The following is a 26,229-nucleotide window of genomic DNA, read 5'->3' as shown; positions in this document are numbered from 1 at the left end:
GGGCTTCCTCCGTTCGCCGGCTAGGTTTTCACATCGCTGCCTCGCACGCTCTCAGACTTTGACCAGGTCCCCCAGCAGGTTCGCCGCCACCGTCAGCTTGGCGAGCGTCAGGCCGCTGGCGGCAATCTCCTCGACCGAGCGGCGGATACGCGCCGCTTCGGGGTGAGCCGCAAGCCAGGTCTCGACAGCCTGCTGACCGGACTGGCCGGTTGCCAGCATATCCGCGGCCAGTCTTCTCTCGGCGCCGGCGATCTGCTCGACGGCGCGATCGATCGCCATGCGTTCGAAATAATCGTTTGCCGGCACGCTGCGCGCGGCCGCGATGATGCGGTCGAGACGGAAATTCGCCTCGGCGGCGAAAAAGGTCGCGGCGGCATCGCCGATGGCGCGGGAGGTGCGCTCGGTGACCGTCACGATATCGGGTGCCGCAATCAGAGGGTCGAGATCGGCGAGCTCGCCGGCGAGGCCGGCCGGGACGCCGGCATCGGTGAGTTCCTGGCGCCGCTTGCCGCGCGCGGCCTGCAGGTCCGGCGGCAGGGTGGTGTCGAGGGAGGCCGCGATCTCGCGGATACCCGGGCCAAAACGCCCGATCACCGCCTCGAGGCCGTCCTTGAAATCGACATTGCGCACGTACCAGACCATGCGGGAAATCAGGAGGTCCTGGACCGTCGCGTAGAGGCCGAGCTGCACCTGCCCGTCGATGCGGGTGTCGAGCGCGTCGATCGCGTCATTGAGCCGCCTGAGCTCGTAGATCGCGTCCACCGCCACCTGCGCCATGACGATGGTGGGGATCTCGGCGTCGGTCTCGTCGGTCAGGCGCACGATACACGCCGGGCCGCCGCGGTTGATCACGGCATTGACGAGACTGGTCGCGATGATCTCGCGTCGCAGGCGATGGAGCTCGACCGCGGTCGGGAATTTATCGGGAACCTCGCGCGGAAAATACAGGGACAGCCTGCGGGCGAGATAGGGATCATCAGGCACGCTGGTGGCGAGGAGGTCCTCGTAGAGCGTCAGCTTGGCGTAGGCGAGCAGCACGGCGAGCTCGGGCCGTGTCAGGGCCTGGCCGCGCCGGGTCCGTTCGGTGAGCGCGGCGTCGTCGGGCAGGAACTCCACGGCGCGGCTGAGCAGGCCGCGCTGCTCGAGCGACTGCATCAGGCGGGTGAGGAAGCCGGTCTCGGCCACGCCCTTCCGCTCGGCGAGCGAGAGCGCCAGCGTCTGCAGATAGTTGTTGCGCAGCACCAGCGTGCCGACCTCGTCGGTCATCGCGGCCAGCAGGCTGTTGCGGTCGGCGAAGCTGAGGCGTCCCTCGCGCTCCGGGCGCGCCAGCGCAACCTTGATATTGACCTCGACGTCGGAGGTGTTGACGCCGGCCGAATTGTCGATGGCGTCGGTGTTGAGCTTGACGCCCTTCTGTGCCGCTTCGATGCGGCCGCGCTGGGTGACGCCGAGATTGGCGCCTTCGCCGATCACCCGGGCGCGAACGTCGGTGCCTGCGATGCGGATCGGATCGTTGGCGCGGTCGCCGGCCTGATCGTCGCTCTCTGCCGACGCGCGGATATAGGTGCCGATGCCGCCAAACCACAACAGGTCCGTGCGCGCTTTCAGGATCGCCGTCATCACCTCGAACGGCGTGGCCTGCTCCTTGTCGAGATCGAGCAGGCTGCGGACTTCCGGTGCGAGCGGGATCGCCTTGAGCGTGCGCGAGAACACGCCGCCGCCCTGCGAGATCAGCGACTTGTTGTAGTCCTGCCAGCTCGAGCGCGGCAGGTCGAACAGACGCTTGCGCTCGGCGAAGCTGGTCGAAGGGTCGGGGGAGGGATCGATGAAGATGTCGCGGTGATCGAACGCCGCCACGAGCCTCGTCGCCGGCGAGAGCAGCATGCCGTTGCCGAACACGTCGCCGGACATGTCGCCGACGCCGGCGACGGTGAACGGCATGGTCTGAATGTCGGTGCCGAGCTCGCGGAAGTGGCGCTTGACCGCCTCCCAGGCGCCGCGCGCCGTGATCCCCATCTTCTTGTGGTCGTAGCCCTGGCTGCCGCCGGAGGCGAAGGCGTCGCCGAGCCAATGGTTCTTCTCGGCCGAGATCGCGTTGGCGACATCGGAGAAGGTGGCGGTGCCCTTGTCGGCGGCCACCACCAGGTAGGGGTCGTCGCCGTCATGGCGCACGGTGGAATCCGGCGGCACGACGGCGTCGCCGTCGAGATTATCGGTGAGCTCGAGCAGCGAGCGCACAAAGATGCGATAGGCCTCGGTGCCTTCCGCGAGCCAGGCGTCGCGATTGGACGGCGGCGGCAGGCGCTTGGGGACAAAGCCACCCTTGGCGCCGACCGGCACGATCACGGCGTTCTTGACCTGCTGCGCCTTCACGAGACCCAGGATCTCGGTGCGGAAATCCTGCGGCCGGTCGGACCAGCGCAAGCCGCCGCGCGCGACCTTGCCGAAGCGCAGGTGAATGCCTTCGACCCGCGGCGAGGAGACGAAGATCTCGTAGAGAGGCCGCGGCGCCGGCAAATCGTCGATCCGCCGCGCGTCGAACTTGAATGAGATCACCGGACGCGGATGTCCATCCTCGCCGATCTGCCACAGATTGGTGCGGATGGTCGACTGCACCAGATTGGTGAAGCGGCGCAGGATGCGGTCTTCATCGAGCGAGGCGACGGATTTGAGCTGCTCCTCGATCTCGGCAAGCAGGGCCGTCTCGCGCGCCGAACGCTCGCGATCAGTAAGCACGAGGCGTGGATCGAGGCGGGTCTGGAACAGCGCGACGAGGGTGGCCGTGATCGCGGCGTTCTTGCGCAAGGTCTCCCACATGTAGTCCTGGGTGAACGGAGCGCGGATCTGGTGCAGATAGCGCGACAGCGCCCGGATCGTCGAGACCTCGCGCCAGCCCAGCGCGGTGCGCAGGATCAGGGCGTTGTATCCGTCGGATTCGGCGCGGTCCGTGACCACCGCCATGATCGAGGCTTCCAGCCGATGGCTGAATTCCGGGTTGATCTCGATCGGCTGGCCGTCGCTGGTCTCGATCGTCATCTCGTGCAGCCAGACCGGCTCCGGCCTGTTGCCGGGCACGATCTGATAGGTGCGTTCGTCGACCACGCGCAGGCCGTGATTCTCGATCACCGGCACCCGATAGGACAGCGACAGCGGCGCGGCGTCGGAGAACACCTTCAGGCCGAAGCGCCTGGGATCGTCCTCGTCCTTGTCGCGGTGTACCGAAATCGTCACCGGGCGGGCCGGCGTCAGCCTTTCGATGGTGGCGATATCGGCGATGGCCTGCTCCGCCGTGAAGACCTCGGTATAGCCGCCGCTAAAGGCCTGGGCATAACGATTGGCGATCATGCGCGCCCGCATGCCGTCGGTCGACGCCGTGAGCGCGGCCTTCAGTTTGTCGATCCAGGTCGCGGCAATGGCGCTGATGCCGGCTTCGAGCGCGGCGCGCTCGACGACGGGCGTTTTGCCTTCATAGCGCCCGATGATGAAATGGACCCGCGCAAGCGCGCCTTCAGGGAATGATACGTAGGACGCCGACAGGGTCCCCTTGTAGACCTGCGCCAGGAAGGCTCCGACGCGCGTGCGGACTTCGGTGTCGTATTTGTCGCGCGGAATGAAGGTGAGGATGGAGACGAAGCGATCGAACTTGTCGACCCGCGCCAGCGCCCGGACGCGCGGGCGCTCGTAGAGGATCAGGACCTCGATGACGAAATTATAGAGCGTGTCGACGTCGATCTGGAACAGTTCGTCACGCGGATAATCTTCCAGGATATGCATGAGCGCCTTGCCCGAATGGCCGTTCGGGTCGAAGCCGGCGCGCTGCAGCACCCGCGAGACCTTGTGGCGCACATAAGGGATCTGCCGCACCGAGCGGGTATAGGCGCCGGAGGTGAACAGGCCGACGACGCGCAATTCGCCCTCGAGCCGGCCGTCGGGTGCATAGAGCTTGATGCCCACATAATCCATCCGGATGCGCCGATGGACGAGGCTTGAGACATTGGCCTTGATGACGATCAGTAGCGTCGGCTCGTGCATGAACTCGCGGATTTCCGACGTCATCACCACCATTTCGGTGCCGCGGCGCAGGACCTTCACGTCGGGATCGCGCAGGATGCCGAGGCCTTCGCCGGTCGTGATGTCGTCGGAGGCATCGCTGTCGGGCGAGAAGCGATATTCGCGCACGCCGAGGAAGGTGAAATTGTCCGCGCAGAGCCATTGCAGGAACTGATTGGCTTCGGCGACCTCGTCGATCGGCAGCGGCGGCGGATTGGAGGAGAACGTCTTGATTGCTTCCTCGACGCGGTCACGCATGGCGCGCCAGTCGGTGACGCAGGCGCGGACGTTGTTCAACGCCCTGGTGAGTCCGTCGATCAGCTTCTGGCGATCGGCGTCGGCGTCCAGGCGGGTGATGTGGAGGTGAATCAGGCTTTCGCGAGTGCCTCTTGCTCCCTCCGGCAGTGCTTCGCCGTAGAACCGCAGCAGCTTGCCCTCGGCATCGCGCTCCACGGCGATGATCGGGTGGGCGACGAGGCTGACTTCGATGCTCTGCTCGGCGAGCTCCGCCATCGTGGAGTCGTAGAGGAAAGGCATGTTGTCGTTGAGAATCTCGAGCACGGAAATCTCGCGCCCGTTCGGCAACGTCGGATTGACAACGCGGATATCGGCGCTGCCCGACGTGCGCCGCTGCACATGCTCCCAGGCTTGCTCCGCCAGGACGGCAAGCGAGGCGGCATCGTAATTGTCGAGATCCTCGATATTGCTGTAGCCGAACAGGGGCTCGGCAAAGGCCCGCGGGCTCTTGCCCGGCGGCACGCTGCCCGCTGCATCGCGGATCAGGGTTGCCCGGGCCTTGTCGTCACGCCACGCCATCATGTCCTCCATTTGCCGCGCCGTCCGACCGCAGTCGCGATCCTCAGCCTAAGTCTGGAGTGCATCTCGTCGAGCGCCGCGATCGCGTGGATGCGCAAGATCCTCGGTCTCGTGCGTCGGCGGTTTCCGGCGACAATACTACGATCCCGGAGCGAAAGGCGCACGCTGTTGTGAGGCGTGCTGAAATTCCCGACGGCAGCGGGCGAGGCCGAGGTCGGCGCCGACGGCCGTAGAATCATGAGGGCGATAAAAATCACGAGCAATTTCAAATGTGTATGAGCTCGTGGTTTCATTCGGAATGGCGCGCGCCATGTCGGCATGAATCACCGCAGCCAGGATCGACGGGTCCTCGCGTGGATTCGCCGGCGCCGCGCGTTATCTGGCCGCGCTGGACCTGCAATATGGCGCCTTGTGGTTTCGAGGCCGGAACCGTCAGCCTGCGAGGCTTCAGCGGCCTGCCAGTGCCTCCTTGCACTTGGCTGCGAAGGCGTTGAGGTACGAGCCGATCTCGCTCGCCAGCGCATCCGACCGATCGACATTTTGCAGACTCATGTTGAGCGCGTAGACTGGAAGCCCCTCCAGCACGATGGGTGTTGCGACGGCAAGAACGGCAGGCTGCCACGACACCGCGCAATAGCCGTCGCGTTCGACGGAGCTGATCGATGTCCTGACGCCCGCGAGCAGCGCCTTCGTGGCCGCAGCGCTGCGCCGTTTGAACAGCTTCAGCAATCGCTCTCGCTCGGCCTCTGCAATGCCGGCCAGATATGCACGACCGAGCGACGTCAACTCCATCGGTACCTGCTGCCCGGCGACCACGTTGCGCAGCGCCGCGCGGGGGCTGTAGCGGATCGATTCGAGATAGACCATCATGGTGCGGTCCGCGGTCGCGAGCCCCACGTTCAGCCGGCGCTTCGCCGATTCTGCCCGCATCATCGCTCCGATCGCATTGAGCACGGGTGATCCTGTCCGCATCGCGTGACCGATACCGATGACGGAGGCGGCAAGGCGGTAGGTCCTCTCGGCACGAACTTCGTCGAGCATTCCAGAATTGACCAGCGTTCGCGTCAGCCGGCTGACCGTCGATCGCGGTAGTCCGGTTCGCTCCGCGATCTCGCCGTTGCCCAGCGTGTCGACGCCGGGCCGGAAGGCGCGAAGGATTTCCACGCCCCTTTCGAGCGACCGATTGCCGTCTACCCCGCCCGCATATCTGCGTAGCTTCGCCACATCGAGCCTCCCACCGCATTTCCACTAAGTGGAATTAGGGGGATGTTCCGGAAGGTGCAAGCCGATATCACCGGGAAGAAGAATGCTTGGCCGCACACGGCTCAACGAAGAATCGGTACGGTCTGAAATCGGCATTCGGGAGCCCGCACGGAGCCTGCCATGTCCTATCAGCTCATCGAATTTTCCGTCGGAGCCGGTGTCGCGACGATCGCGTTCAACCGGCCGGAACGGCGCAACGCCATGAGCGACGAGATGCGCGCCGAGTTCGTCAGTGCGCTGGAAACCGTCTCCCGAGACAAGGCGATCAAGGCCCTGGTGCTGACCGGGCGCGGCAACGCCTTTTGTGCCGGCGGCGATATCAGCGGTATGAAGCGCCGGCTCGAGGCGCCTCAGGGCGAAGTTGCATTCAACGGATGGAGCCGCCAACAGGGCGTGCACCACGTGCAGTCTTTCCTGCTGGGCCTGCCGAAACCGACGATTGCCGCTGTCAACGGCGCCGCGGCGGGCCTCGGTGCGGATACCGCGCTTGCCTGCGACTTCGTCATGGGAACGGAACGGTCGAAGTTCACCTGGTCCTACATCAAGCGAGGCCTGATACCCGACGGCGGTGGCCTGTATTTTCTGCCTCGCCGGGTGGGGCTTGCCAAGGCAAAGGAGCTGATCTTCACCGGGCGCGTCGTCGAGGCCGACGAAGCGCTCTCGCTCGGCATCGTCGATCGCAAGGTGGCCTCGACCGAGCTCCTGACGGCCGCGCAGACCTGGGCGGCCGAACTGGCCCAGGGGTCTCCAACCGCGCTCGCGCTGGGCAAGAAGATCCTGAATGAAACTTTCGAGCATTCCGCGCATGACATCTTCAGTCTCGGCAGCCAGGCGCAAGCCATCTGCTACACCAGCGCGGAGCATCGGGACGCCGTGACGGCGTTCCTTGCGCAATCCTCGTCGAAGGGTTGAGCGATGGATGCTATCGAGCGGCTGATCCGACCACGCAGCGTCGCCATCATCGGCGCATCGGCGGACCCAAGCAAGACATCGGGGCGACCGGTCTCTTATCTCCAGAAGCATGGCTTTGCGGGCGAGATTTATCCCGTCAATCCGAAGGTCAGAGAAATCGGCGGTCTGGCCTGCTACGCCGACATCGCCTCGCTGCCTGATGTGCCTGATGTCGGCATTGTCCTGCTCGGCGCGGAGCGGGCGCACGCCGCGGTGCGCGAATTGTCCGAGCGGGGAGCTGCGGCGGCGATCGTTCTTGCCAGCGGCTTCACCGAAACAGGCGCGGAAGGCGCCGAGCGTCAGAAGCAGCTCATGGAAGCCGCCGGATCCATGCGCCTTCTCGGGCCGAACACGATTGGGCTGGTGAATCTCACCGACAATATCGTGCTTTCGGCATCCGGCGCGCTGGCGATGGATCACTTCCCGACTGGCTCGATCGGGCTGGTCTCGCAAAGCGGGGGTATTCTCGGAGCCTTGCTGTCGCGCGCTGCGGCGCGCGGGGTAGGGCTGTCCAAGCTGGTGTCGACCAGCAACGAAGCCGATCTCGAGCTCGCTGATTTCATCGACTTTCTTGCCGACGACGGCGCGACCAGGGTCATCGCGCTCTATATCGAGGCGATCCGCAATCCGGCTCGCTTTCGGGAGGCGGTCCTCAAGGCGCGACGCGCCGGTAAGCCCGTTGTCGCCTTCAAGATCGGGCGATCGGAGGCGGGTGCAAAGGCGGCCGTCTCGCACACGGGTGCGCTTGCGGGCTCCGACCGCATGTACGACGCCTTATTCAGGCAGCTCGGTGTGATCCGCGCGAAAACGTTTGATGACCTGCTCGACATTTCCGCAGCCCTTGCGGCGGAACGGAAGCTGTCCGGCAGGCGCGTGGCGATCCTCACCTCGACCGGCGGCGCCGGCACGATCGTTTCCGACAGTCTCGGCGTCGCCGGCTTTGCAACACCCGCTCCCGACACTGAGACGGCCGCGCAATTGCGCGCCTTGCAGTCGGGATCGCACGCCACGCTCGACCGCAATCCGATCGACGTGACCTTGGCCGGTCTGCAGCCGGATCTGCTTCGCTCGGCAATTCGCATCCTGCTCGCAAGTCCATCCTACGATGCGCTGGCCATCATTGTCGGCTCGTCGGCGGTGGGATCGCCAACTTTGATGGCTGATGCCATCCACGACTGTTTGCCGATGAGCGACAAGCCCGTCATTGCCTATGTGAGTCCCTACGCGCCCGACGTCGTCTCCATCCTCACCCGGCGAGGTGTCCCGGCTTATACGTCTGCCGAGAGCTGTGCTGCCGCGCTCGACGGGCTCGTGCAGGCCGGGATGCCGAAACAGGTCCAGACATCCGGCTCGATTGAGCCGGCAGTCGATATCAGCGACTTCCCGGCGGGATCGCTGGATGAGGCACAAGCCAAGGCGCTGTTCGCCCGCTTCGGCGTTCCGATCGTCGCAGAGAAGGTGGTCGCATCTTCAGGCGAAGCGGAACTGGCGGCACGCGGCTTCGGCGGCCGGGTCGTGCTCAAGATTCTCTCGCGCGAGATTGCGCACAAGAGCGATGTCGGCGGCGTCGCGGTTGGCCTGACCACTGAAACGATTGGCGGCCGTCTGACGGTGATGGCCGAGGAGGTCGAGGAGAGGGCGGGGAAGCGGCCCGAACGGTTCCTGGTCCAGGAGATGGTCTCAGGCGGCGTCGAGATCATTCTCGGGATGCACCGCGATCCCCTGGGCACTGCGATCCTTCTCGGAATGGGCGGCGTGTCCGCCGAACTGTTCAAGGACACGACGATGCGTCTGCTCCCGCCGGAGGGCGGCCTCGGTCTGGCCGAAGCCAAGGCGATGGCACGCGATCTCGTCACATGGCCGTTGCTGGACGGATTTCGAGGCCGGCCGAAATGCGACGTCGAAGCGCTCGCAGAAACGATCGTCGCTTTCTCGCGCATGGTTGCGCAACTCGGCGACCGCCTCGCCGAGGCTGAGATCAATCCCGTGTTCGTGCTGCCGGCGGGCCAGGGTGTGAAGGCCGCCGACGGACTGGTCGTTCTCAATGTCTGAACAAAAAACGAGGGAGGCCCATATGGCCATCGGCGAAATCGTCAATCACGAAGGCACTCGCGAGAGCCGTTTCGCCGTGCGGCGCCGGCTGAATCTCGCCGTCCTCGCCTGTGCCGTCTTGCCGGTGGTCGCGGGACTGGGAGTTGCGCCGGCGTGCGCCGAATATCCCGAAAAGATCATCAAGATCGTGGTGCCCTTCGCTGCCGGTGGCGGGACCGACATCATCGCGCGAACGACGGCGCAGGAAATCTCAACGGATTTGGGCAAATCCGTCATCATCGAGAACAAGCCGGGTGCCGGGACCATCATCGGAACCCAGACAGTGGCCACCGGCGAGCCCGACGGCTATTCGCTGCTGATGGCGACCTTCGCACACGCGGTCAATCCGAGCCTGTACAACAAGCTGCCGTTCGATCCGCACAAGGATTTCGCGGCCGTCTCGCTGATCGCGCGGTCCTTCAATATCGTCGTCGTCAACCCCGCGTCCAAGATCAATTCGATCGCCGATCTGATTGTCGAGGCCAAGGCCAATCCGGGCAAGCTCAATTTCGGTACGTTCGGCACCGGCACCTCGGCCCACCTGGCCGGCGAGTTGTTCAATTCGATGGCGAAGGTCAAGATGACGGCGGTGCCATATAAGGGCGCGGCGCCTGCGATCAGCGATCTCCTGGGTGGGCAGATCGACGTGATGTTCACCACCGTGGCCAGCGCGGCCTCGCTGGTGGCCGCGGGTCAGCTCCGGGCGCTGGCCGTCACGTCCGCCGAGCGTTCGGCGGCGTTTCCCCAATTGCCGACCGTCGCCGAGGCCGGGGTGCCTGGCTACGCTGCCGAGTCGTGGTACGGATTATACGCTCCGGCCAAGACACCCGCTCCCGTGATTGCGCGCCTGAATCAGGCGGTCGCCAAGGCCGTTCAGTCCGGTGGTTTCAAGCAACTCGAGGCGAACGAAGGCCTCATCATGGTTGGCGGCTCTCCGGAGGAGCTCGATCGCTATGTTGGTCGCGAGGAGGAACGCTGGCGCAAGCTGGTCAAGGACGCGAATATCGAAGTGCAATAGGCTCCGTTCGACACTCAGGGCCCGGATTCTGATCCGCTACGGGCTACGCGTCAGCTCCACGCCATCGACCACCATTTTCCAGATTCCCGCCTCCCGGTGAGGCGGCGTCGACACCTCGAATGTCGTCGAGAGGAATGCAATGCCGACGACGAAATTATCGCCCTCGAGCCGCCGCAACGGGGCGTTGATCGACGTCGTGGTGGTGGCGCCTGCCGTGGTGTTCCTGACGCGCTTGTAGCGGACGGTCCCGTCCTTGGTGAGCTCCACGTCCATCGCCTGCGCGTGCCACTCGCCGACATAAGCGGCCTTGTCGTCGGCGACCGGTTGTCCGCACGCCGACAGCATCGGCAGGGCCGCAACCAGAATCACCAATGCAATCGGCTTTCTCATTGTCGTTCGCCATTCGGCAGTCGGGGGCGCCACGGAGATGCAGCGGGGGCTCATCTTCGTCGGGTGTCGCGCCGGCCCGGTTCAACCGGACGCGCCGATGCAGCGCGGCGCATCGGCACGCGCGTTAACAGATTGTTCATTGACCATTGCGCGCCAGCCGTAACCGCCGGTTAACCATGGATATTTACGGTGTAGCAAGCCTCTGAACGGGGCTGTCAGTTGATTTCGAGTCCAACCCTATGGCGTTCGGTAGAGGCGCATCTCCGCGAAGCATCGCCCCGACGGAGCCTGCGGCTTCGTGGGAAGCGCCGCGGGCTGCGACGGCGAAGCCTGATCGCGCCGCTTCTGCGCAGATCAAGGGATCGCTGACCGTCACCGGTGCGCTCTCCTTCCTGCGCGAGAATGGCCGGCGCATCCTGACGCTGGCGCTGGCGCTGTTCGCCCTGGGCGTCATTGTCTTGATAGTCTTGCCGGTCCGGTATGCCGCGACGGCGCTGGTCGTCCTCGATCCCCGCGAACTGCGCGTGACCTCGGAGCAGGACGTGCTGCCGGGCATCGGTCAGGATGCCGCGGCACTTCAGAGCCAGATCGAGATCGCCAAATCGGACGGCTTTCTCCGGCCCCTGATCGAGCAGCTCAAGATCGCCGACGACCAGGACATCGCAGGCGGTTATACCGACATGACGCGCCTGCTCGAAAAATTCCGCAACCGTCTCGATATCTCGCGCCGCGGACTGACCTACGTCATTGCGATTTCATTCACCTCGAACAATGCGGAACGGGCCGCGCATTACGCCAATGCCATCGCCGAGGCGTTCGTCGCGAGCCAGGGCCGGGTCCGCACCGAGGCGACGGACGAGGCGGCCGACTGGCTCAAGGACCGGCTGAAGGCATTGAACGAGCGCCTGCGCGCATCGGAAGATGCCGTTGCCGCCTTCAGGTTCGAGCACAAGATCCTCAATGCCGGCAAGGATTCCACGACCCAGCAATTGCGGGTGACCGATCTCAACCAGCAGGTCTCCGCCGCTCGCGCGCGCACCGAGGAAGCCAGGGCGCGTTACGAGCAGGTGCAGCGCGACCTCAAGGCCAACGTCGAAGGTCCGGTGAAGCAGGACCTCCTGAGCATGCTGCGCGCGCAGCGCTCGACCCTGAACGATCAGATCGCGCAGAAGAAAGCGGTGTACGGCGACCGTCACCCCGACCTCGCGATCTCCTACAGCCAGCTGGCTGACATCAACAGGCAGATCGAGGTCGAGCGGAAAAAGAACATCGACACGGCGAAGTCCGAATATGAGGCTCAGCTGGAGCAGCAGAACGCGCTGGAAAAGCAGCTCAAGACGGTCGAGACGCAGATGCTGGTCGACGGCCAGGCGCTCGTGAAGCTGCAGGAACTGCAGCGCGACGCCGATGCCAACAAGAACATCTACGAGCAGTTCTTGTCGCGGTTCAAGACGACCAGCGAGCAGCGCCAGCTGCAGAGCTCTCAGACCAAGATCGCCTCGCTCGCGATCCCGCCGATGCGCTCGACGCGTCCGCCCCTCGCCCTGCTGCTCGCGGCGCTTGCGATCGGCTCGATCCTGACCTCGACGGCCGCCGTTGCGGCGATGGGAAACACGTTCGACGGGCCCGCGCCTGCCGAGGCTGCTGCTCAAACTCTTGCTCAAACTCCTGCTCAAACTCTTGCGCGTGCGGAAGCGGCGGACGCGCAAGTCCAGCGTCCGGCCCCGGCCGCGCGCCAGCCCGAGGCGACGCCGAACCTGCCTGTGTGGGGTCGCATTCCCGATCTGGCGCCTGGCGCCGTGCCCAACACTGTGTGGCAAAGGCCGATCGCCGCGACGGCCGAGCTCGATCTTGGCGCATATCTGCGTCCGCTTCTCGAGCGGATCGATCGCGCGCCGGTGCGTGGCTGCAAGGTCGCCCTCGTGCTGTCGGTCGGCAAAGGTGCCGGCGGCAACACCGTTGCGCGCTCGCTCAATCGCGCGGCGGTGAATCGGGGCATGATGAGCGTGCTGATCCGGCTCCAGCCGGAATTCGCCGGTCACCAGCCTCCGGTGACCGAATGGCAGGACGGCTCCACCACGGCAGGGCTGCAGTCGATCGACGAGCTGTTGAGCGCCGGCAGAAAAGCCGATGCACGGCCCGAGGACGATATTCGCTCGGAGTTCGATCTGATCGTCGTCCATGCGAGCAATCTCGCCTTGCAGCCCGACGCCATCGCGCTGGCCGCGCACGCGGATCTGATCATCCCGGTGGTGCGCGCCGGCGAGCTCGGTTCGGCGGCGATGCGGCGGGTCACCGCAGCGCTGTCGAGGTACAACACCGCGCCGACCGGTCTCGTCGTCAATCACGCGCCCGCAGGTTCAGTGGCGCCTGAGGGCAGTGCGTTAAGCAGAGCGGTTTGACGATGCCGACCGCTGACAAGGCTGCGGTCATGCCTGAGGCGCAGCCCGAAAGCGCACCTGTAATCTGCTTCACACGCAAACGCGCCCAATGACGCTAGATGAATCAGGGCCTGCCACCGCGCGGCCCGGTTCGGAGCTGGCGATGATGGCTGCACTGGCAAAGGCGATATCCCGCGCGACGAGAACCAACGTTGATGTCGAAACCGTAAAGGTGCTCGTGATTTTCTCGGGCGCGGGCTTGCTGCTCTCTCTCGTGGCCGCGATGATCTACGGACAGGCCCTCAACGCCGCCTTGTTCTGATATCGCGCGAGGCGACTCCCTTTCGACCCGAAGCAGGTCCTCAGCCCCAGGAGCGTGCCCAAAGCGGGCATCTCGAAGGTATCCGCCTTCTGTTCGAGCCGTCATTGACGCCGCGAGGCGGCGACCGCAGGACGCAGCATCACCAATGCGCGACCATCTCGGCTCGGGATTGCGGCAATGACCGAGATGTAACCGGGCGCGCCGGGGATCATCGAACTGTCATCGCTTCGTCATGCGCGCTCTATGGATCGCTGCTCCCTTCGCCGCGCATCGTGGGGGCTGATATGCATCTGACTGAGACAATGTCGTCCGACCGCCGGTCGATCCTGAAGGGCCTCGCGGCCGCAGCCGTCACATCCCTGGCGGCACCGGCCATGGCAGCCGACGGCCTGCCGGCGCAGCCGACCGGAGCGGCGGCCGCCATCGCCACCGACAATGCCTACTGGGCGGCGGTGAGGGGGCTCTATGCCGTGACGCCGGATGTCGTCAATCTGGAGAACGGCTTCTGGGGCATCATGGCCGAGCCGGTGAGGCGCGAGTTCATTCGCCAGACCGACATGGTCAACTATCAGAACACCTACTACGCGCGGCAGCGCGCGGGTGCGGATTTCGAGGCCGTGCGCATCAAGGTGGCGCAGGCCGTCGGCGCGGCGCCCGAGGAGATCGCGCTCACCCGCGGTGCGACCGAAGCGCTGCAGCTCCTGATCGGCGGCTACAACAAGCTGAAGCCCGGCGACAGCGTGCTCTACGCCGACCTCGACTACGATTCGATGCAGTACGCGATGAACGCGCTGAAGGCGCGCCGCGGCGTCGACGTGGTCAGGTTCGATGTGCCGGAGCCGGCCACCCGCCGGGCCGTGCTCGACGCCTATGCCCGCGCCCTCGAGGCGAATCCCAAGACCAGGCTCCTCCTGCTCACCCATGTCAGCCATCGCACCGGCCTCGTGATGCCGGTCGCCGAGATCGCCCGCATGGCCAGGGCCAGGGGCATCGACATCATCGTCGACGCCGCCCATTCCTGGGGGCAGATCGACTTCAGGGTGGGTGAGCTCGACGTCGATTTCGTCGGCTTCAACCTGCACAAATGGATCGGCGCGCCGCTCGGCGTGGGCTTCCTCTACATCAGGAAGGACCGTCTCGCCGACATCGACCGCGACATGGGCGACGAGGACTTTGCAGAGACCGATATCCGCTCGCGGGTGCACACCGGCACGGTCAATTTCGCGACGGTCCTGACGGTGCCCGCGGCCGTGGCGCTCCATCAGCAGATCGGCGCGGCGGCAAAGCAAGCCCGGCTGCGATATCTGCGTGATTACTGGGTGAGCCGCGCCCGCGGATTCAAGGACATCGAGATCCTGACGCCGGATGAGGTCGGCTCATATGGTGCAATCACGTCCTTCCGTCTCGCCGGTAAGACCAGCAAGGCGGACAACGAGGCCATCGTCGTGAAGCTGAGGGACAGCCACAAGGTCATGACGGTGCGCCGGGCGGGCGTCGCCAAGGGCCAATGCATCCGTGTGACGCCGGCGCTCTTTACCGACGAGGCCGATCTCGATCGTTTCGTCGAGGCGCTCGCCGTCATCACGGGGACGAAAACGGGGTAGGTCCGGGCGCGGGACTGACGTCACCACGAATTCACGGGACTTCATCCCCCGCGCATCTGACAAATGTCGGATGCGGGGCGTCCATGAGCCTCGGTCGCCCCATTTTATCGGCCCACGGTCTGGTTTATCTCTGTCACTCCGGTGCCCTGCGCAAGGAGGAGACGCGTGCTCGAGCATATTCTCAGATTCATGACGCTCGGATCGATCATCGTTGGCATGGCCGCGATCTATGCGGCGCTACACACCAACAATCGGCGTCTGGGCGCGGACATCTTCCTTCGATATTCCGACCGGGTCTCCGACCTGCGACGCCGCCTTCCGGTCGCGGCATTCCTCGAGCGAGGGGCTGCCGGCGACATGGAGATCACAGCGGAAGAGCGCCGCGCGATACACGAGATCATTCACGCGATCTTCGAGCTCTACGAACTCAAGGTGCATGGCTACTTTCCGCCGGCGATCTGGAAGATCAGGGAACCCGATATCGAACGGCTGCTCTCGCTGCCGGTCTTTCAGCAGGAACTGGCGGGCCTGGAGGGCCGGTATACGCGACATCCGCGTTTGACAGCCTGGCTTGAGAAGATCAGGGGTCAGCAAGCGACGACCTGACTTGCGCAGTGAATCGGTCGCAGTGAACCGGTCGATGGTCTCACCGCCAGCCAAGCGCCGGCGCGACGTGCGTCAAGATCGCCTCGATCGCATGGGCACAATAGTCGACGCCGAGCTGGTTCGGGATCGTCAGCAGCAGCGTGTCGGCCTCGGCGATAGCCTCGTCCTGCTTGAGCTGCTCGATCAACGCCTCCGGCTCCGCGGCATAGGAGCGACCGAAGATCGCGCGCGTTTGCGGGTCGATGAAGCCGATCTGGTCTTCGCCGCCGCGCTCCCCGCCGAAATAGGCGCGGTCGCGATCGTTCATCAGCGCGAAGATGCTGCGGCTGACGGACACGCGGGGCTCGCGGGTGTGGCCGGCTTCCGTCCATGCGGCGCGATAGCTACGGATCTGGGCTGCCTGCTGCACGTGAAAAGCTTCGCCGGTCTCGTCGTTCTTCAACGTCGAGCTCTGCAGATTCATGCCGAGCTTCGCCGCCCACACCGCGGTCGCGTTCGAGCCGGCGCCCCACCAAATCCGTTCGCGCAGGCCTGCCGCATGCGGTTCGAGCCGCAGCAGTCCCGGCGGATTGGGAAACATCGGTTGCGGATTGGGCTCGGCAAAACCTTCACCGCGCAACAGGTCCAGAAAGACCTCCGCGTGGCGCCGGCCCATGTCGGCATCGCTCTGGCCGTCGGCCGGGCGATAACCAAAGTAGCGCCAGCCGTCGATCACCTGCTCCGGCGAGCCGCGGCTGATGCCGAGCTGGAGCCTCCCGCCGGCGATGAGATCGGCGCTGCCCGCATCCTCGATCATGTAGAGCGGGTTCTCGTAGCGCATGTCGATTACGGCCGTGCCGATCTCGATCGTGCTGGTTTTTGCGCCGACGGCGGCGAGCAGCGGGAAGGGCGAGGCCAGCTGGCGCGCGAAGTGATGCACGCGGAAATAGGCGCCATCCGCACCGAGCTGTTCCGCCGCGACGGCCAGCTCGATGGATTGCAGCAGCGTGTCCGCAGCCGAGCGGGTCTGCGATTGCGGCGAGGGCGTCCAGTGTCCGAAGGACAGAAATCCGATCTTTTTCATGGGCGTCATTTAATGATGGCGGGGGCGGCGTCAACCGCCTGCTCTGGCGGCGGGGGTATGCGACGGGGCCGGCACGAAATGCTCGGCGCGGTCGACCAGGAGATCCAGAAAGCTTCGCGCGCGCAGCGACATCCACTGCGTCTCCGGATAGACCGCGTGCAGGGGCAGCGCGGCGATGGTGTAGTCCGGAAGCACATGTTCGAGCTCGCCGCTGCGAAGCCCCTCCGCGGCATTCCATTCGGGCAGGATCGCGATGCCGAGATGCTGCATCGTCGCCTCCTGCATCGCATCGGCGTCGTCGACGTGAATGGGCCCGTTGATCGATGCGACGTGACGGCCATGCTCGGATTCGAAGGCCCATTGGTGCGCCGGCGACATCCGTGAATAGACGATGCATTGGTGCGAGCCGAGATCGTCAGGTGTCCGCGGCAGCGGGCGGCCGTGCAGATAGGTGGGCGTCGCGACCAGATGGCGCTGCACGGTCCCGAGCCGGCGGGCGACCAGCGTGCTCGCCTCCAGGTTTCCAATGCGCAGCGCCAGCTCGATGCCTTCTTCCACCAGATTGACGAACCGCTCGCTGAAGCGGATGTCGACCCGCACTTCCGGATAATTCCGGACGTACTCGGCGATGACGGGCATCATGTAGCGCCGTCCGAACGACGACGGCACGCCGATCCGGAGCGTGCCGGTCGGGCGTGGCGCGGCCTGTTCGACACTCGACCGCGCCATGTCGAAGCTGTCGAGGATCTGCCGCGCAAGATCGTAGATCCGGTGCGCCTCGGCCGTCGGCTTCAGCGTGCGCGTCGTGCGCGAAAACAGCTGCGTGCCGAATTCGCTTTCAAGCATCGCAATGCGCTTGCTGATCGCGGGCTGGCCGATCCCGAGCTCCTTGGCCGCGGCCGAGAAGCTGCCGCCCTCCAAGGCGCGAACGAAAGCGCGCAGGCAATCGATCCGGTCCATAATTCATTCCAATCTGGAATAAATTATATCCCATTTATTCCGTAGTGCGCAACACGGGGGGCCGCTAGGCTCCCTCAAAACAAGCCATCACAGGGCAAGGAAACAGGGGAGGAGACCACGTGGCACGCAACATCGGAATCGTCGGCGCCGGCATCGCCGGCCTGCATCTCGCGCTCTACCTGCAGAAACATGGCGTGGACGCCACTGTTATCACCGACCGGCCGCCCGAGGACTATCGCGACATCCGCCTGCTCAACACAGTCGCGCATCACCACGTGACGATCGCGCGCGAGGACTATCTCGGCGTCAATCATTGGAGCGATCCGAAGGACCATTATTACTACCACGATCACGTCTTCAATTTTCCGCAGCCGCTGAGCTTTCGCGGCGATTTCTCGAAGCCGAGCCGCGCCGTCGACTACCGGATCTATCTTCCTGTCCTGATGCAGGACTTCGTGAAGCGAGGCGGTAGAATCGAATATCGCCGCATCGAGGAGCGCGACATCCGTCCGCTGGTCGCCCGTTTCGATCTCCTGGTCGTCTCGAGCGGCAAGGGTCCGCTGGGCCAGCTCTTCACTTACCGGCCGGAGCACACGCCCTATTCACAGCCGCAACGGCGGCTGTGCGTCGGGCTTTACACCGGCGTGCGGCAGCCCGATCCCATGAACGTCACGCTCTCGGTGTCTCCAGGCCATGGCGAAATGATCGTGATCCCGACCATTACGTTCGGCGGTGTCGCCAACGCGCTGCTGATGGAGAACGTGCCGGGCGGCGACATGGAGGAACTGGCCACGCTCAGCTACGACGACAACCCGAAGCACTTCTTGAAGGTGCTGCTCGGCAAGCTCGAGAAGCATCACCCGACGACCTACGACCGCATCGACACCGCGCGGTTCGATCTCGCGCAGCCGCAGGATCTGCTGCAAGGCGGCGTGGTCCCGACGGTGCGCAACACTGTGGTCGAGTTCGACGACGGCAAATGCGCGATCGCGCTTGGCGACGTCCACGCGATCGTCGATCCCATGATGGGCCAGGGCGCCAATGTCGCCTCCTATGCGGCCTTCGTGCTCGGCGAGGAGATCGTCAACGCGGACGCGCTCGACGTGCGCCTGTGCGAGAAGATCGAACTGAAACGACAGGATCGCGTGCTGGCGGCCTCGCGCTGGACCAATGTGATGCTGCAGCCGCCGACGGAAGCGCTGGGCATGCTGATCGGCGCGATGAGCCAGAACCCGGCGCTGGCCAACGAGTTCACCGAGAATTTCAACTACCCGGACCGGCAGTGGGACCGCATCTGCACACCGCAGCGCATCCAGGCCTGGATCGAGCGCATGTCGGCGCCGCCTGAGCCGGTCAGGGCGATTGCGTGAGGACCGATGCGAGTGGGGACTGACATGCCGCGCGCCAATCCGGCCTCGTTCCGCGAGGCCGCATCGCGCTTCACGACCGGCGTCGCGGTGCTGACCGCGCTGGACGAGCACGGCCGCGTCTGCGGCATGACCGCGAACAGCTTTGTCACCGTCAGCCTGTCTCCGCCGACCGTGCTGGTGTCGGTCATGCCGGGACGCATGCACCGGGCGATCTCGGCGACCGGACGTTACTGCGTCAACGTCCTGCCCGAGCACGGCCGGGACCTGTCGCGGCACTTCGCGAGCCAGCCGAACACCGGTGCGACGCCGGATTACGACATCGTCGACGGCCTGCCGCGTCTCTCCGGCTGCATGGCCTGGTTCGCCTGCGAGGTCACACGCCACGTCGACGTCAGCGACCACACGCTGATCATCGCCGAAGTCTCGAACTGCGACTATCGCGACACCACGCCGCTGGTGTTTTTCTCAAGCCGGTATCATCTCGGGCCGGGTGTGCCGGTGGATCGGTGAGGGGTGCGGGTGCAAGCGACGAACATTTCCGTATTCTGTCAGCTCCGGGCGGAGTTCGCGCGTGCGCGCTTTCCACGAAGCGGCGTATCGTCGAGGCCACCGGCGTTCTTGGGATCCCCGGCGGCGCGCCATTGTCTCGGCGTCACCCCGGTCCACCGCCTGAAAGCGTGCGTGAATGCGCTCACTTCCCCGTAGCCGAGGAGCCACGCGGTTTGTGAAATCGACAGTTCATCTTTCTTCAAATAGCTCTTGGCAAGGTCGATCTTCATCTCGTCGAGGATGCCACTGAAGGTCAGTCCCTCCAAGGCGAGGCGTCGCACCAGCGTGCGATGACTCATCCCCAGTCGGCGGGCGATCTCTTCGACCCGTGCCTCACGATGCGGGAGCAATGGGGCGATTGCATTCTCGACGCTCGATCTGAGCGAGACTTCGCCGGATTTCCGGTGTGCGAGCGCCTGCTCGCAATACGTCACCAGCAGATCGTTCAGATAGTGGTCAGCGCTTTCGATTGGCATCGGCCCCACGGATACCGGGAAAGCGATCTCGTCGACATCGGACCCGAACTCGATCTCGCACCCCAGGAACGACCTGACCTCCGTGGGCGTCGTTCGACGGCGATGTACCATTTTGAGTCGGCTCGGGATCAGGCGGCGGTTGGTCAGGGCGCGGTTCATGCGAATGATTGAGGTCAGCCAGAATTCGATCTGGTGCCGATCCGAGCGCCGTTCCACGCCGATATATTTCAGCGTGATCGTCATCTCTTTCGCGGCGAATCGCAGCGAAATCCCCTCGTTGGCGAGACGGCAATAGCGCTCGGCCTTTGCGAAGGCTTCGGCAATCGTCCCGGAGGATGCTGCCACGTAATAGAGCAGGCCAATTTCACGAAGGTCGAAGTCTCGTGCCAGGTGGAAGCCGAGGCTGTCGTCCTGCAACGCCTCGGCCCCAAGTTCCAGAAACCTGATCTGGCTCTCGGCGCTCAGGCGCGCCTTGCGATCCTTGATCTGCTCGAGAGTCAATCCGGCGCTGGATAGCAGATCGTCCGCCTCGATGCCGGCGGCCTGCAGGCGTGCCCAAACCAGGCGGGCGATTCCGCCGGTCGCACTGGGCATTGTTTCAGGATGGGGCGAATGGGCAGCCGGCACACCGAACCCTTTCGTCGTTGCCGCTGCGGGTTTCGCTCTTTGGGCGAGCCGGTCGTGACCACGGCATGAAAAATCAACTAATTGGCTCACGATAACAAGAAACCGCGGGTCTTGTGACTTAAATCGCTTGTCTGCCCTCAAACTGGTCTTGCGTTGTCGGGGCAGCCCCTTTCCCCGAAAGCTACGATGGCCTTGATGTCCAGCAGTGACGGCGTCGTGCCGCCCATAAACGTGAAGATTTTACGAGGTTACGGAACGTTACTCGGAATACCTCATATCGCCCATGGCTCCCGGACGGTTGCACTCGAGCGGGTCGGGGATTGCGAGATCAGCATGTTCGAAGCGCTTGGGGCCGGCTCGTCCGAGAGCCCGCTCTTCTGGATCGAGCTGTTCGACCTCAGCGTTCATTCGTCGCTCGACAGTCGCGGCTGCCACAACATGCGTGATGCAGTCGCAGCGTTCGAGGACTTTGCTTCGCAGGCGAGCCGTTTGGCGGAGGCGCCGCTTTGTGCAGAGAGTGAAACGGCGGGCTGACAATCGCCGCGCAGACCGCCAGCTCCCGGCTAAGCGGTGCAGCTGATTTGCCTCAGGCGTACGCCACCCAGCCGCGGACCATGAAACCGGCGTAGAGCAGCGTCGAATTGGAGAAGCCGGCATCGCGTAAAATCACCTCGTCCTTCTCTGGCGCCAGAATACTCCACTGCCCGTCGACGGCCTTTCTCGCGGCGGTAGCCCTGTCGGGTTCGACTCCGGATGTGGAACACAGAGCTGGATGTGGCCGGTGGAGTGATCGAATAGGGTGGATCGGGATCGCTGCGATAACTCGCCAGCTTGTCAGGTTTTGATAGGATAGCGGAAGCTCTTTGCCCGGCCGGTGACTGCCGCTTTTGACCCGAAGCGGACATCACGCCTTCAATCCGCAGAGCTTCAATAAAATCGCTATGGCAGCCGCGCGACGCCCAAATGGAGTAGGCCGAGGCGAGTAGCCGCAGAGGCCTTCAAATCGCACGACGCTCTTGCTTGCGCATGCGTCCATCTCAAAGACGGGGTGACGATGGTGTGTCGAACCGAGTTGCTTGGTGGTTCAGCCCTCATTCCCCAGAAATAGCGTTTGGGATCAGCTCTTCGCAGGTGTGGTCCTGAACTGCAGATTGAACCTATCGTGGGTCGTCGACGACGAACGGCGAGTCTACGGGCGCCGCCCAATGCAGCGAAGGCCCGCTTCTGGCCAATTTCGGACGTTTGACGATGTTGTGCCTTTCTTCATCGCAGGAGATAGACTGACGTGTCCGACACCCGGAAACTGACGCCCGCACTCTCGACGCCTGGGCGCGACCTGCTCAGGCGAAGAATATATAAAGGACTGGCGGACAGAGCGGATGGCCGCGTCAAAGACCTCAGAATTGATGGCCGAAAGACGCTCTTCTTGCTGTTTCTCCTTTTCGCGATCCCCACGAACGACTGCGCCGCGCAGACACCGCCGCCGCCAGTCGACGAACATGCGTTCGAGCGCGTGCCGCCGACGGTCGTGAAGAGATTGGCGACCCGCTTTTCGCTGGGCGCATTCGCCGGCCGCTTCGAGGAGACGCGGCTCGGCGCGGTCCGCGAAGCCGTGGGCGAAGGGACCATCCAACACCAGGGCGACGCTGGAGGTAGCATCTATTGGCTGTGTTATAGGCGCGCACAGCATCGACTATGGGTCGTGTCCAGCGGGGAGATGGGCGGTCCGGACCATCTCGTCACAGAGATCGTTGAAGAGCTCACCGAGAAGGACACCGAGACCTCGACCGATTGCGCCATCATCCCGGAAAAGTTCGCGCCCGTCGTCTTCGACAGCAAGCTGCATTTAGGTATGTCGCGTCAGGCGGTAATCACGGCGTTGGGACGGCCGTCGAAGTCGGAAGCTGCTCAGATCGTGTATTCCCACGCGGGAAAGCTCGCAGACGGTTTCGATGAGACCGCTTGGCTCATTCTCGGATTTCGTGGGGAAAAGCTCGTGTCCATGCGCGGCGGCAAGACCACCACGAATTGAAGTGGCTGCGAGCAGCGTTCAAGCTTCACGGCGCGATGCGAGCGAGTCACGCTCGCTCCCCCACGATTCCCATCACATACCCCAGCTTCTCCACCACCTTCGGCGAAAGCAAGCCAAGGGCACTTGGTCATCCATTTTGGTTTCGATGCCCCCGAAGCATCGGCCGAACTGACCCAAGGTGATGAGCACCGGGATCAAAAGTTCGACGTTTGCGGATGCGATTGAATCCGTCTGTCGCCTCATGTTGCCTTTGAAGGGTAGATCGGACCTGCCTAAGAGCGGTCCAAATCGACGCGATTGGCCCTTGGCCGAAGGTCGGTTGAGCCGTGCCATGTCGGTTGTCAGGGGCAAACCGGATGCCGATCCAACTTGGCGTCCACCACTGCTTTTGACCCAAAGCGGTCCTCATCCACGGCGGTGCATCACCGTGCGCGGATGCGGACCAATAGACTGGTCGATCTCCGCACTCGGCTGATCCGATTGCGATAAGCGCTCACTCGAAATGGACGGCGAGCCAGACCGTTGGCTGTTGCGGCTCCGTCCACTCGACGCGATGGCGTTTCCTTGCAGGGATGAAGACGTAATCCCCCACGCCCAGCGATCGCGCGGCAAGCTCATCTTCGAACTGCAACGTGGCGCGCCCTTTCAGCACGATCACCCACTCGTTCCACGCCTGATCATACCAGAAGCCCGGCGGACTGGTTTGCCCCTGCGATATGATGCGCTCGATCTTCAAGCCAGGCCGCGCGAGGATTTCGCTGAACGTCTCTTCCCCTGTGTTGGCGGCCGAAACATCCGCCACATCCGCGAATAGATTGCCTGGCTGGATTGTCATCGATATTCCCACGCCTTTCCAGAGCAGAATTACCTACAAGCCCACGTAGCGCCCCATTCAGGTCCGTTCAACTGAGCATGGCGGACTGGATTTGCTCACGTTGAGTTCTTCGCATTTTGACCCAAAGCGGTCGATGCCGAGCTTGTCCCGAGCTGTTATCAGCCTAGCTGATCGACCAGTGCCGACCATAGAGCCCATTGTTCGCCTCGATGTACCGGGTCCTCAATTGCAGTGTGCACCATGACGACCTTAGAGGTCGGATCAACGCAAATATACTGGCCCTTGAATCCTAACAACGCGAACTGCCGCCTCTTACCGGGAAACAACCACAAGAGATAACCGTAGCCCAATTTCTTCGTCGCCACGACCGGTCGCAGATAGTCATCCGAATCTCGAACGGTGGTTGCATCGATCATCCATTGCGTCGGAACGATCTGCTTGCCATCCCATGCGCCATCATGCGCCAGCAAACGTCCTAGCCGGGCGTAATCGCGCAGAACGGCATTGAAGCCAAAGTGCCCCAGTTCGAAGCCTTCTGCGTCTACCAGCCAATTGGCATCCGCTTCCGCGCCGATCGGCTCCCATACTTTCTCGCGTAGATAGTCAGATGCTGACTTGTTGACAGCACCGTGAAGCACCATGCCGAGCACGTCGGCTTCTATGCTCGCGTAGTAAAATCTCGTTCCCGCTGGGGCGACACGCTGATTGAATTGCACGATGCTCTTAACCGTACCTGACTTTGAGTCCGGGAACGCGATCCCCATGCCGTTCCACAGGCGATTGAGGTCACGTCCTCCGTCTCTTGTTTCACCGAAATCGACGCCTGAGGACATGTGCAGCAGATCGCGAATTGGCGTCCTGCCGTACTCGCTACCCATAAAACCCGGCACATAACTTTCGGGGATATCATCGACCGACTTAATCGCCCCCTCCGAGATGGCGATCCCGATCAACAGTCCGGTTATCGTCTTGACCATCGACTGGGATACGAACCGATCTTGATCAGTTCGCGCGTACTGATAGCCCTCGAAGATAATCTGGTCGTCCTTGGCGATCAGCAGGCCAGTGGCCGGATTGCGCGACATGTAGTCGAGGGGCGAAAACTTGCTTCCCTGAAAATGGTAGTAAACGTCTGCCCTCGAGCACTTGAACTTCCAAGGCGTCACAGCTCGCCTGATGAGCCGCGTTGGATAGATGTGATCGATATGGGTGAATGCGCCGACACGGTATTTTGGTTCCCAAGGGTCGCCTTGCCTCCGCGCCTCCGTAATGTCGGGAAGAGGATAACCATCTTTGGCGCCGTAAAGCTCGGCGTTTGGACCTGTTGTGGAGAAAATCGGACCGGCGCAGTCTTGCGTCTCGCCGGGTGAAACTGGTTCTGCGGTTGCGGGAATGGGACCGGCAAACGCACAGGCGACCGTAGCAGCCAGTGATGACACAGCCTCGCGACGGGAATATTGCGCCGCCGACATGACGTCCCCCAAAGATTCTCGCAAGTAGAGATCAAATTGGGTGGAAACTTCAAGGAGTATGTCTCCTATTGGCCCTTAGCGGACCGATTGAGGATCGTTGGGGCAATGTCAGCTTTGAGCCAAATCGGACGTTGCAGACATATCCTACCGTCGTAGCGGGTTTCATCGAGGTCCTGCTCGCTCTGGCAGTCCAACCTGCGGTTTATTGAGAGGTGCAACGCAACGTCGCATGGCGGAGCTTACGTCACCGGGATATTCTGGTCTGACTTGAGATGCAGGGGGTCACCATGCACTTCGGTCTCAAAGCCCTGATAGCCGGACTCATTCTCTGTCCTTGGCATTTGGCACCAGCTATCGGAGCTGACGTCAAACAGGTGAACGTCAACGGCACGCAATTCGCCTATATCGAGGCTGGGCAAGGCGATCCCGTTGTTTTGGTCCACGGCGGACTTCAGGATTATCGTTTTTGGAATGCGCATCTTCCGGTACTCGCGAAATCCTACCGTGTCATCGCCTATAGCCGGCAGAACCATTTTCCGAACGCAACGAGTGGGGACGGTCTGCCTGATGCGGCGGCAGACGTTCACGGTGAGGATTTGGCCGGCATCCTGGCAGGGCTCGGCGTGAAACGAGCTCACATAGTTGCTCACTCGGCCGGCGCACATGCCGCGCTGTTCTTTGCGTTCAATCATCCTGAGATGGTGCAAACGCTGATCATCAATGAACCCCCGGCTACAGGCTTGCTCGCCGGAACACCCGGAGGCGCGGAGGTCTTGAAGGAATGGAACGTTCGATTTGCGTCCACACGGGAGGCGTTCCGAAAAGGCGAGATCGATGCCGGGCTGCGGCTCTTCGCCGAAGCTGTCGGCGGGCCCGGCACCTACGACCGACGGCCCGAGAGTGATCGCAAGATGATGTCGGACAATGCGCTGTCTTCTGTCGCGGACGTGATAGCCACCCGCCCGCGTCCGGTGTTCACCTGTGACATGGCAAAGCGCATTTCGGTACCGACGCTTGTGACGAATGGTGAACGCAGCCCCGAGTTCTTCCAACGCATCGTGGACGAACTGGAACGATGCCTGCCTCAACGCACTCGGGTCAAAATTGCCGGCTCATCTCACACCGTTCCAGGAGAGGCGCCTCACGCCTATGACGAGGCCGTGCTTGCCTTTATCGCGAGCCACTAGCGACGTGCGGATGCCCGTGTGCCCACCGAGGAGTCTTAGTCTAGTAACCGCCGGGGCGCTCTGCTTCTCCCTTTCGCCTTCGGCGGTATCGGCTGCTGATGAAGTCATTGAATAAAGCAGCGCATGCGCACGACGTGGAAGTCGCCTGAGAGATCGCGGCGCTCGC

At 63.5% G+C, this 26,229-nt stretch carries 20 protein-coding genes; 12 read left to right on the top strand and 8 right to left on the bottom strand.

Features of this window, described 5'->3' with window-relative positions:
- Positions 1–51 precede the first annotated feature (51 nt).
- Complete coding sequence (locus AB7008_RS46400; RefSeq protein ID WP_304491837.1) at positions 52–4,878, bottom strand: NAD-glutamate dehydrogenase; 4,827 nt, start codon at positions 4,876–4,878, stop codon at positions 52–54.
- A 435-nt stretch (positions 4,879–5,313) separates the two neighbouring features.
- On the bottom strand, positions 5,314–6,090 hold the full coding sequence (locus tag AB7008_RS46395; RefSeq protein ID WP_441261025.1) for an IclR family transcriptional regulator: 777 nt from the start codon (positions 6,088–6,090) through the stop codon (positions 5,314–5,316).
- 159 nt (positions 6,091–6,249) lie between these two features.
- Between AB7008_RS46395 and AB7008_RS46390 the strand changes: the two genes are divergently transcribed.
- Genes AB7008_RS46390 through AB7008_RS46380 form a run of 3 tightly spaced genes read left to right on the top strand, consistent with a single transcriptional unit; the run spans position 6,250 to position 10,189 of the window.
- The gene (locus AB7008_RS46390; RefSeq protein WP_028160503.1) at positions 6,250–7,041 is read left to right on the top strand and encodes an enoyl-CoA hydratase/isomerase family protein; all 792 of its coding nucleotides are present in this window, start codon (positions 6,250–6,252) and stop codon (positions 7,039–7,041) included.
- 3 nt (positions 7,042–7,044) lie between these two features.
- Complete coding sequence (locus tag AB7008_RS46385) at positions 7,045–9,132, top strand: acetate--CoA ligase family protein (protein WP_441261024.1); 2,088 nt, start codon at positions 7,045–7,047, stop codon at positions 9,130–9,132.
- Positions 9,133–9,154: 22 nt separating this feature from the next.
- Positions 9,155–10,189, top strand: coding sequence for a tripartite tricarboxylate transporter substrate binding protein (locus tag AB7008_RS46380; protein ID WP_441261023.1), 1,035 nt, complete (start codon positions 9,155–9,157; stop codon positions 10,187–10,189).
- 36 nt (positions 10,190–10,225) lie between these two features.
- On the opposite strand, the gene AB7008_RS46375 is transcribed toward AB7008_RS46380, so the two are convergent.
- Positions 10,226–10,579 carry a hypothetical protein gene (locus AB7008_RS46375; RefSeq protein ID WP_441261022.1) on the bottom strand — a complete coding sequence of 118 codons (354 nt, stop codon included), beginning with the start codon at positions 10,577–10,579 and terminating at the stop codon, positions 10,226–10,228.
- A gap of 239 nt (positions 10,580–10,818) precedes the next feature.
- On the opposite strand from AB7008_RS46375, the gene AB7008_RS46370 reads away from it, so the two are divergent.
- The 4 genes from AB7008_RS46370 to AB7008_RS46355 all read left to right on the top strand — a co-directional run bounded on the left by AB7008_RS46370 (position 10,819) and on the right by AB7008_RS46355 (position 15,492).
- On the top strand, positions 10,819–12,981 hold the full coding sequence (locus tag AB7008_RS46370) for a GumC family protein (RefSeq protein ID WP_441261021.1): 2,163 nt from the start codon (positions 10,819–10,821) through the stop codon (positions 12,979–12,981).
- 142 nt (positions 12,982–13,123) lie between these two features.
- The gene (locus AB7008_RS46365; protein WP_166104648.1) at positions 13,124–13,282 is read left to right on the top strand and encodes a hypothetical protein; all 159 of its coding nucleotides are present in this window, start codon (positions 13,124–13,126) and stop codon (positions 13,280–13,282) included.
- A gap of 284 nt (positions 13,283–13,566) precedes the next feature.
- Positions 13,567–14,886 (top strand): aminotransferase class V-fold PLP-dependent enzyme, encoded by a 1,320-nt coding sequence (locus AB7008_RS46360; RefSeq protein ID WP_441261020.1) that lies wholly within the window; start codon positions 13,567–13,569, stop codon positions 14,884–14,886.
- 216 nt (positions 14,887–15,102) lie between these two features.
- The gene (locus AB7008_RS46355; protein WP_441261019.1) at positions 15,103–15,492 is read left to right on the top strand and encodes a hypothetical protein; all 390 of its coding nucleotides are present in this window, start codon (positions 15,103–15,105) and stop codon (positions 15,490–15,492) included.
- 40 nt (positions 15,493–15,532) lie between these two features.
- Here AB7008_RS46355 and AB7008_RS46350 read toward each other — a convergent pair whose 3' ends face one another.
- Together AB7008_RS46350 and AB7008_RS46345 are read right to left on the bottom strand one after the other, a co-directional pair.
- Complete coding sequence (locus AB7008_RS46350) at positions 15,533–16,555, bottom strand: LLM class flavin-dependent oxidoreductase (RefSeq protein ID WP_441261018.1); 1,023 nt, start codon at positions 16,553–16,555, stop codon at positions 15,533–15,535.
- A 30-nt stretch (positions 16,556–16,585) separates the two neighbouring features.
- Positions 16,586–17,515, bottom strand: a complete 930-nt coding sequence (locus AB7008_RS46345; protein ID WP_441261017.1) for a LysR substrate-binding domain-containing protein — start codon at positions 17,513–17,515, stop codon at positions 16,586–16,588.
- Between the two features lie 119 nt (positions 17,516–17,634).
- Between AB7008_RS46345 and styA the strand changes: the two genes are divergently transcribed.
- Both styA and styB read left to right on the top strand, forming a co-directional pair.
- Positions 17,635–18,885 (top strand): styrene monooxygenase subunit StyA, encoded by a 1,251-nt coding sequence (gene styA / locus AB7008_RS46340; RefSeq protein WP_441261016.1) that lies wholly within the window; start codon positions 17,635–17,637, stop codon positions 18,883–18,885.
- 24 nt (positions 18,886–18,909) lie between these two features.
- Complete coding sequence (styB, locus tag AB7008_RS46335; RefSeq protein WP_039154610.1) at positions 18,910–19,395, top strand: styrene monooxygenase NADH-dependent flavin reductase subunit StyB; 486 nt, start codon at positions 18,910–18,912, stop codon at positions 19,393–19,395.
- A 38-nt stretch (positions 19,396–19,433) separates the two neighbouring features.
- On the opposite strand, the gene AB7008_RS46330 is transcribed toward styB, so the two are convergent.
- Positions 19,434–20,504 (bottom strand): AraC family transcriptional regulator ligand-binding domain-containing protein, encoded by a 1,071-nt coding sequence (locus tag AB7008_RS46330; RefSeq protein ID WP_441261015.1) that lies wholly within the window; start codon positions 20,502–20,504, stop codon positions 19,434–19,436.
- A 228-nt stretch (positions 20,505–20,732) separates the two neighbouring features.
- Here AB7008_RS46330 and AB7008_RS46325 point away from each other — a divergent pair, with 228 nt between their 5' ends.
- Together AB7008_RS46325 and AB7008_RS46320 are read left to right on the top strand one after the other, a co-directional pair.
- Positions 20,733–21,071 (top strand): hypothetical protein, encoded by a 339-nt coding sequence (locus tag AB7008_RS46325; protein ID WP_441261014.1) that lies wholly within the window; start codon positions 20,733–20,735, stop codon positions 21,069–21,071.
- Between the two features lie 751 nt (positions 21,072–21,822).
- A complete protein-coding gene (locus AB7008_RS46320) occupies positions 21,823–22,569 on the top strand; it encodes a hypothetical protein (RefSeq protein WP_441261013.1) in 747 nt (248 codons plus the stop codon).
- 493 nt (positions 22,570–23,062) lie between these two features.
- On the opposite strand, the gene AB7008_RS46315 is transcribed toward AB7008_RS46320, so the two are convergent.
- Positions 23,063–23,404 (bottom strand): cupin domain-containing protein, encoded by a 342-nt coding sequence (locus AB7008_RS46315; RefSeq protein ID WP_248883509.1) that lies wholly within the window; start codon positions 23,402–23,404, stop codon positions 23,063–23,065.
- A gap of 158 nt (positions 23,405–23,562) precedes the next feature.
- Positions 23,563–24,876, bottom strand: coding sequence for a serine hydrolase domain-containing protein (locus tag AB7008_RS46310; protein WP_441261012.1), 1,314 nt, complete (start codon positions 24,874–24,876; stop codon positions 23,563–23,565).
- A 287-nt stretch (positions 24,877–25,163) separates the two neighbouring features.
- Between AB7008_RS46310 and AB7008_RS46305 the strand changes: the two genes are divergently transcribed.
- Positions 25,164–26,063 carry an alpha/beta fold hydrolase gene (locus AB7008_RS46305; RefSeq protein WP_160300656.1) on the top strand — a complete coding sequence of 300 codons (900 nt, stop codon included), beginning with the start codon at positions 25,164–25,166 and terminating at the stop codon, positions 26,061–26,063.
- The last annotated feature ends 166 nt before the right edge of the window (positions 26,064–26,229 follow it).

This window comes from Bradyrhizobium sp. 521_C7_N1_3, from assembly GCF_052075975.1.
Lineage (GTDB): Bacteria > Pseudomonadota > Alphaproteobacteria > Rhizobiales > Xanthobacteraceae > Bradyrhizobium > Bradyrhizobium japonicum.
Note: the sequence above shows the minus strand (reverse complement) of the source record. Positions and strands in the feature narration are given on the sequence as shown.